The organism is Haloplanus sp. (assembly GCF_028275055.1).
In the GTDB taxonomy this organism is placed as follows: Archaea; Halobacteriota; Halobacteria; order Halobacteriales; family Haloferacaceae; genus Haloplanus.
The window spans coordinates 1-7468 of sequence record NZ_JAQCNJ010000083.1 but is presented as its reverse complement, the minus strand read 5'-3'; the positions used below and the strand labels follow the sequence as shown (position 1 = coordinate 7468).

Here is a 7468-nt window from a genome sequence, read left to right as displayed (position 1 = left end):
AGGACACCTCTATATCCGTCTCGTCACTCCGGACGAATCTATCCAGTCCGAGGACAATCGTGTCACCACTGATATCCACGATACTCTCTACTGAGAGGGAGCTTCCGCCCGACACACTGAACGCGTCCGCCGCGTCGTCCTCGGTTGCGCCATCCGCGAGCGCAATGTTCTCGTCGAAGGTGACCTCGATGGTGTCCGGTGCGGATTCCGGGACCACCACGTTGCCGTCGCTGATCTGCGGCCGGGCGATGGAGATGTCGAACGTATCGGTCTGTGTGATCCCGTTCCCGGTGCTCTCGGCCGTGTAGGTGACCGTCTCGTCCTCCAGGCTACTGAGGTCGAGTTCGGCGGTCACCACGATGTCGGCGGTCGATGAATTTTCGGCCGCCAGGTCGACGACGACCGTCCCGTTGGGTGTGACCGCACTGACCGACGCATTGTGGCCGTTGGACGTGGAGACTCTCGTCGTTCCCGGTCCTGCAATCACCGAATCGTCGAGGGCGTTCAGATCGTTCGAGATTTCGATGGTTTCCGCGTTCCCATCGTTCTCGACGTTCTCCAGTGTTATCGTCTGCTCAACGGCGCTGGGTCCCGCCGCAACGTCGTCGGCGGTCAGTCCGTCGAAATCCTGTACTGTTGCTGATGCACTGCCGGCGAAGGCCATCGTGCCCCCGAAGACGGAGATGACCGTGATGGTCGCCAGTAGTACCGCCCGCGTCTTGCCGCGCAAGTCGTCACTGTTGTGTGTCATTCTATGCTGGATAATCCGTAGTAACCGCTGTTCGTCGGCCGACCCCTCTGCCCAACCGAGGCGCGTTCGGGCGTCTTCGACTTCCACCCGTCAGTTGAGGTCGCGGTACTCCTCGTGCACCTCCTGGAGGCGCTTCGAGCCGTGTTCCCGTCCGTAACGGCGCCGCTGCGGATCCGCCGCCACACGCCCCAGCGACCCCGGTGGACGTGTGCGTCCCCGCCGTCGTCCGGAAATGTCATCCCTTGTACCCTATCTCTTCCATCTGGATCCGTCCGAGTGGATGCGGTAGTTGTCAACCACCTAACTCATACCGCTACCCGATGGCCATTAAAACTTAGTATTGGTATACACTAGGTAAGCGAATCATTACTTGTCACCGCCAGCCAAATAATTGCGAAGGCCGTCACAGTCGGATCCCGTGTTGGCGGTGACTGCCTCCGATTAGAGGGCTCTTGTCACCACTCGTCGCACGATGGGTGTCGTGCGGCGGATTCATCGCACGATGACCGCCGAGAACGCCTCCGAACACCGGAAGCCTGCTCAGAACGCACACGAGCGGAGTCGCCCGCTCGCGGTCTGCGACTCATACTGTCGGCTATCGTCACGTGACGGATTTTGATACCCCGGGGTATCGAAAATCTTCAGGTGATTATAGCCAACAGTATCAGCAGTCACCTACCGTCCCACGACGTCTACGCGTCGTCGGACCACAGCGCTGCGTCCAACGCCTCGTTCAGCCGTTTCACCCTCCCCAACGCGCCGTCGTCGTTCGATTCGACGTAGTTGTACATCCCGAGCGACGACTGATAGACCGCGTGGCGGTCGTGGTGGCCCACTGTTCCGGTCCGTTCCCGACTGTCCCTGCTCGCCGCCGCGGTGTCGACGGCGATCGCATACAGGGCTCCGTCGTCGTTCCCGATGTACGCGATGCCGTCGGCGACCGTTGGTGAGGACCGGAACCGCCTGGCGCCCTCCGGCTCGAACGCCCACCGTCGTTCCCCGGAGTCCAGCGAGATCGCGTGCACCCGACCCACGTCACCGACGTACACGCGGTCGTCCACGACGGCGGGTGCACTCTGGATTCCCATCATCCCCTCATATTTCCAGACTACCCCCTGGAGCTCCGGCTGGAGCCGCGCCGCGTAGACCCGCCCGAAGTAGTTCCCGAACACGACCGTCTCCCCGACCGCCGTCGGCGGCGAGATCGCGGTCATCGACCCCAGCCCATCGACCGGCGCGTCGCCGTCGAGCCGTGCGACCTCCTCGCCGGTCTCGCGTGCGAGCGCGTAGATGGTCCCGGAGCGGTCACCGACGTACACCCTCGTTTGTGACGTGGTCGGCGGCGTCCGGACCTCCCCGTCGGTGTCGAAGCGCCACTGCACGTCGCCGCTGAGCGCCGCGATGGCCGTCACCGTCCCGTCGGTGCTCCCGACGAACACGGTGTTTTCGACGACCAACGGGGATGTCACGACCGCTCCGTCGGTCTCGACAGTCCACACCGGGGCCTTGCGCTGGAGGTCGATCGCGGACACTCGCCCGTCAGCGCTGGCGACGAACAGCGTGAGGTTGTATATCACGGGGCTCCCGGTGACGCTCCCGTCGGTCCCGTACTGCCAGCGACACGTTCCCGACTCGGTGTCGACAGCGTAGACGGTCCCGTCGTCGCTGCCGACGTAGACCGTGCCGCCGAAGACGGTCGGCGAACTCCGGACGGGGCCGTCGGTCCGGAACGCCCAGCGTTCTCCGCCCGTCTCCCGATCGATCGCGTACAGTGCCCCGTCGTCGCTGCCCACGTACACCGTGTCGTCGTACACGGTCGGCGAGGATCGGACCTCGCCCCCGGTCTCGAACTGCCACTGCTCCCTCGGCGGTCCCGACTCGGTTGGCATATCGGTGAGACCACGAACATCGACAAGAAACCTCCGGGCGGGGGGCGACGGTGGCAACGGGAGAGACGTTATGTGTCGGCGGGGCGCCCGATTTCGTACACGACGATGTACGACCAGCTCCCGACGGTCCGGACGCCCGCCACACGGTGTGACGCGTGCGACGCACGCCTCTCGGCCTCGACCCACGACGACCCCAGCTGTGGTGGGCTGGTGATCGACGTGGACGGATCACTGCAGTGTGCCGCGTGTGGCGTCGGTATCGCCGGGTCGGCACGGTGCCCCGAATGCGGGGCCTCGGTCGGTACCGGGACGACACGACACGCCGTCTCGCTCCGCCCGGCGATCGCCGAACCCGAACTCGAGACCGCACTGGCCCGGCGGCTCCAGGGCCGCGTCCCGGCTCCGTGTTCCGTCGACCGGTCGCTCTCGGCCACCGCCGCGGCGCACGCCCGAGACCGGGTGGAGGCAACCCACCATCCCGGGCGCCAGCCGGAGTCGCTGCGCGACCGCATCGCGGCACAGCCGTCCCCGGTCGGGAGCTACCAGACGTACTCGTTCGAGGCGCACCCGAGTGGGCAGACCGCCGAGGCCGTCGCCACGGAGCTGTTGCAGGCGTATCTGGCCGAGTTCACCGACCCGGAGACAGAGTTCACTCACCTTGGCGTCGGCGCGCGGTGGGACCCACGCGGCACCGTCGTCGTCGGCGTCGTTGCCCTGAAACGACTCGTCGACGTGCCGGACGATGTCGATCCGGCGAGCATCGAATCGGCGATCCACGAGGCGACGAACCGGCGACGACGCGACCACGGCTACGACGAACTGGGGTCCGACCCCCACCTGGCCGCCATCGCCCGGTCGCACAGCCGCGCGATGGCGGCCGGCGACTACTTCCAACACCGCGCGCCCGACGGGACGACGACGATGGACCGCTACCAGGAGCACGGCTACGAGAGCCGCCGGGCTGCTGAAAACATCTCGAAACGGCACCCGGCTCGCGGCACGGACGCCGCCGACATCGCCGGCGACGTCGTCACCGGGTGGATGAACTCGAAGGGCCACCGCGAGAACATCCTCACCGGGTCGCTCACGGCCGAAGGGATCGGCGTCTACCAGGCGAGTGACGGCGCGTTGCTCGCGACGCAGAACTTCAGCTGACGGCGGTCCACGCGACCACGACCTCCCCGACGTCGAGGTGCCGTCACGACCTCCCCGACGTCGAGGTGCCGTCACGACCTCCCCGACACGGTGGGACCGGACCCGCGGCCCGTCACTGACAGGTCCCTGACGCGGACACCGCGCGTCTCGGACTGGGGAGCAATTGATACCCTCGGCTGTGACCGCGCGAGGATTCCCACACCCCCAGGTGTCGAAATATAGTAGCGTTTGCAAGTCGTTGCTCATACTGTCGGCTATAGTCACGTGACGGATTTCGATACCCCGGGGTATCGAAAATCTTCACGTCGTTATAGCCACCAGTATCACTCGATCGAACGCCGTCGTGCGATCGGATGTGCAACCAGTTGCAAACGCCACTATAGCCGCCGCTCGGCCGGTGTCGGCGCGCCGGCAGTCTGCCGGCGCGCGGCCGTATGCTGTCCGTCGATCTCCCGCCGCGTAGTCGTCGGTTCGAGATGGTCCAATTTAAGTTAGGCAGTACGCAATGGTGGAATATATGGTCGAGTTCGACGACGACTACGACACTGATTCCCTCGAGTCTACCGTCGAGGACCACTGGGAGTCGGTCGACGCCTACGAGCGGACGAAGGAGGCACACGCGGACGATCCGACGTTCTACTTCCTGGACGGGCCACCGTACGTGAGCGGTGCGACACACCTCGGAACCGGCTGGAACAAGGCGCTGAAAGACCAGATGATCCGGTACCACCGGATGCAGGGACACCAGGTGACCGACCGCCCCGGCTACGACATGCACGGGCTACCGATCGAGACGAAAGTCGAGGAGGATCTGGACTTTGAGACGAAGACCGACATCATCGAGTTCGGCGTTGAGGAGTTCATCGAGCGCTGTAAGGAGTTCGCCGACCACTACCTCAACGAGATGGAGTCGGACTTCAGATCCCTCGGGGTCTGGATGGACTGGGACAACGCGTACCGGACGCCAACGACGGAGTACATCGAGGCTGCGTGGTGGTCCCTCGACAGGATCGACGAGAACGGACTCGTCGACCCGTCGGACCGCGTCATCAACTGGTGTCCACGGTGTCAGACCGCGCTCGCGGACGCCGAGGTGGAGTACGATGACATCGAATCGCCCTCCATCTACGTGAAGTTCCCGCTCGTGGACGACAGCGCGTCGCTGGTCATCTGGACGACGACCCCGTGGACGATTCCCGCGAACCAGTACGCGGCGGTCGACGCTGACCTGCAGTACGCCCGTCTTACGGCGACCAGTGACGACGGGGCGCAGGAACTCATCGTCGCCGAGGAGTGTGTCGAGCACGTCGTCGAGGCCGCCGGACTCTCCGACGTCGAGGTGGTCGAGACGTTCTCCGGTGAGCGACTCACGGGCGAGAAGTACACCCACCCGCTGGAGTCGCACCTCCCCAAGCAGACGGAACTCCACGAGGAGGACATCGTCCACCGCGTCTACGCGACGGACTTCGTGACGGCCGACAAGACCGGCATCGTCCACTCCGCGCCGGGCCACGGCGAGGAGGACTACGAGTTCGGAAAAGAAGTTGGGTTCTCGGTGTTCTCGCCCGTCGACGACACCGGTGCCTACACCGACGAGGCCGGCGAGTACGCGGGGGCCGAGGTCACCCAGGGGTTCGACGACGGCACCGCCAACGCGCTAGTGCTCGACGACCTCGAAGCCGACGGCGCGCTGCTGGCGTCCGGCCGCACTGCACACCGGTACGGGCACTGCTGGCGGTGCGACACCGACATCGTCCTCCGGGCGACCGACCAGTGGTTCATCCGAATCACCGACAAGCAGGACGTGTTGCTGGAGCAGATGGACGAGAGCCAGTGGTACCCCCAGTGGGCGCGCGACAACCGCTTTCGGAACTGGGTTGAGGACGCACGCGACTGGTGTTTCTCCCGCCAGCGCTACTGGGGCATCCCGATCCCGATCTGGGTCCCCGAGAACGGCCCCCGGGAGGAGTATATCACTATCGCGTCGGCCGGAGAACTGGCCGAGCGCGCCGACCAGGACATCGACCTCGAGGACGTAGACCTCCACCGGCCGGTAGTCGACGAGATCACCATCACCGAGGACGGCCGGACCTACCACCGGATCGACGACATCTTCGACGTCTGGTTCGAGTCGGGCGTCGCCAGCCTCGCGTCCATCGGCGTCCCCGGGGATCAGGAGGACTTCGAGGAACTGTGGCCGGCCGACCTGATCATCGAGGCGCACGACCAGACACGGGGTTGGTTCTGGTCGCAACTCGAAGTTGGCGTCGCCGCGTTCGACGAGGTGCCCTACGAGGACGTCATTATGCACGGGTTCCTCAACGACGCTGAAGGGGACAAGATGTCCAAATCCGTCGGGAACATCGTCGAGCCGAAGAACGCCCGCGACCGCTACGGGGTCGACCCGACCCGACTCTACCTCCTCTCGCACAACCCACAGGGTGTGGACCTCGACTTCAGCTGGGACGGCATCGAGGGGGCACAGCGCCGACTCAACATCGTCTGGAACGTCCTCCAGTTCGCCGACCAGTACATGTCCATCGACGACGTCGATCCCACGTCGCTCTCGGTCGACGACGTCGAACTCGAGGTCATCGACCAGTGGATCCTCTCCCGGATGGAGTCGGCCACGGCCACGATGACTGAGGCGATGGAGCGCTACGACAGCCACGAGGCGCTCGATGCCGTGATCGACTTCCTGACCGAGGACTTCTCCCGGTTCTACATCCAGACCATCCGGTCCCGCGTCTGGGAGGAGACGGAGTCGCCGACGAAACAGGCGGCCTACGCGACGATGACGCGCGTTCTCACGCAGTGCGCCCGGTTGCTCGCTCCCTTCACGCCGTTCATCGCCGAGGCCATCTACCAGGAACTCGACGGCGCGGCGGAGACCGTCCACATGCTCTCCTGGCCCGAACACGACGCCCGGTTGCGCGACGCGGAACTGGAAGCACAGATCGAGACGCTCCGGGAAGTCGAGGAGGTCGGCGCCAACGCGCGCCAACAGGGTGAGCGCGGGCGTCGGTGGCCGGTCGGGCGGGTCGTGGTCAGCGGGTCGGCGGAGGTCGTCGAGGACATCGACGCGCTCGCCCCGATCCTCGCCGACCGCCTGAACGCCAGACGGATCGAAACCACCACCGGCGAGTGGGAGGGCGTCTCCTGGCGCGTCGATCCCGATATGAGCGAACTGGGGCCGGCGTTCGGCCAGCAGGCGGGTGCGATCGCGGACGCGCTCTCGAAGTTGACCCGCGAGGAGTTCCGCGAGACGCCGACCGTCGACGTCGACGGCGAGTCCTACGAGGTCGACGAATCGATGGTGTCGTTCGTCAGGGAGACGCCCGAGCACGTCCTCTCCTCGGAGTTCACTGACGGGGCCGTCTACGTCGACACGGACCGGGACGACGCACTCGAGGCCGACGGCTACGCCAACGAGATCGTCAGACGGGTCCAGCAGCTCCGCAAGGAACTCGACCTGGAGATCGACGCGGGGATCCGGACTGCCATCACGGTCGACGACGAGGGCGTCGACGCGCTCTTGAACGATAAGATGGACCACATCGCCACGGAAACCCGCTCCGAAGCGGTCGTCGACTCGCTGGCCGATCCTGCGGCGTCGGTTTCGGAGACGATCCACGGCGTCCCCGTCGTTATCGGTGTCGAACCCGCCGCGTAG

4 protein-coding genes are annotated in these 7468 nt (G+C 65.4%); 2 read left to right on the top strand and 2 right to left on the bottom strand.

Annotation, left to right across the window (positions count from 1 at the left end; genetic code table 11):
* Together Q0925_RS10625 and Q0925_RS10620 are read right to left on the bottom strand one after the other, a co-directional pair.
* The coding region (locus Q0925_RS10625; protein ID WP_299335228.1) for a surface glycoprotein at positions 1-751 on the bottom strand (751 nt) is incomplete at its 3' end.
* Between the two features lie 692 nt (positions 752-1443).
* Entirely contained in the window at positions 1444-2640 is a 1197-nt protein-coding gene (locus Q0925_RS10620) for a PQQ-binding-like beta-propeller repeat protein (protein ID WP_299335224.1), read from the bottom strand.
* Between the two features lie 105 nt (positions 2641-2745).
* Between Q0925_RS10620 and Q0925_RS10615 the strand changes: the two genes are divergently transcribed.
* On the top strand, positions 2746-3795 hold the full coding sequence (locus Q0925_RS10615) for a CAP domain-containing protein (protein WP_299335221.1): 1050 nt from the start codon (positions 2746-2748) through the stop codon (positions 3793-3795).
* A gap of 517 nt (positions 3796-4312) precedes the next feature.
* Positions 4313-7468 (top strand): isoleucine--tRNA ligase, encoded by a 3156-nt coding sequence (ileS, locus tag Q0925_RS10610; RefSeq protein ID WP_299335218.1) that lies wholly within the window; start codon positions 4313-4315, stop codon positions 7466-7468.

Coding starts and splice junctions, on each gene's coding strand:
- ileS (WP_299335218.1), top strand. CDS start 4,313: ATGGTCGAGTTCGACGACGACTACGACACTGATTCCCTCGAGTCTACC.
- Q0925_RS10615 (WP_299335221.1), top strand. CDS start 2,746: ATGTACGACCAGCTCCCGACGGTCCGGACGCCCGCCACACGGTGTGAC.
- Q0925_RS10620 (WP_299335224.1), bottom strand. CDS start 2,640: ATGCCAACCGAGTCGGGACCGCCGAGGGAGCAGTGGCAGTTCGAGACC.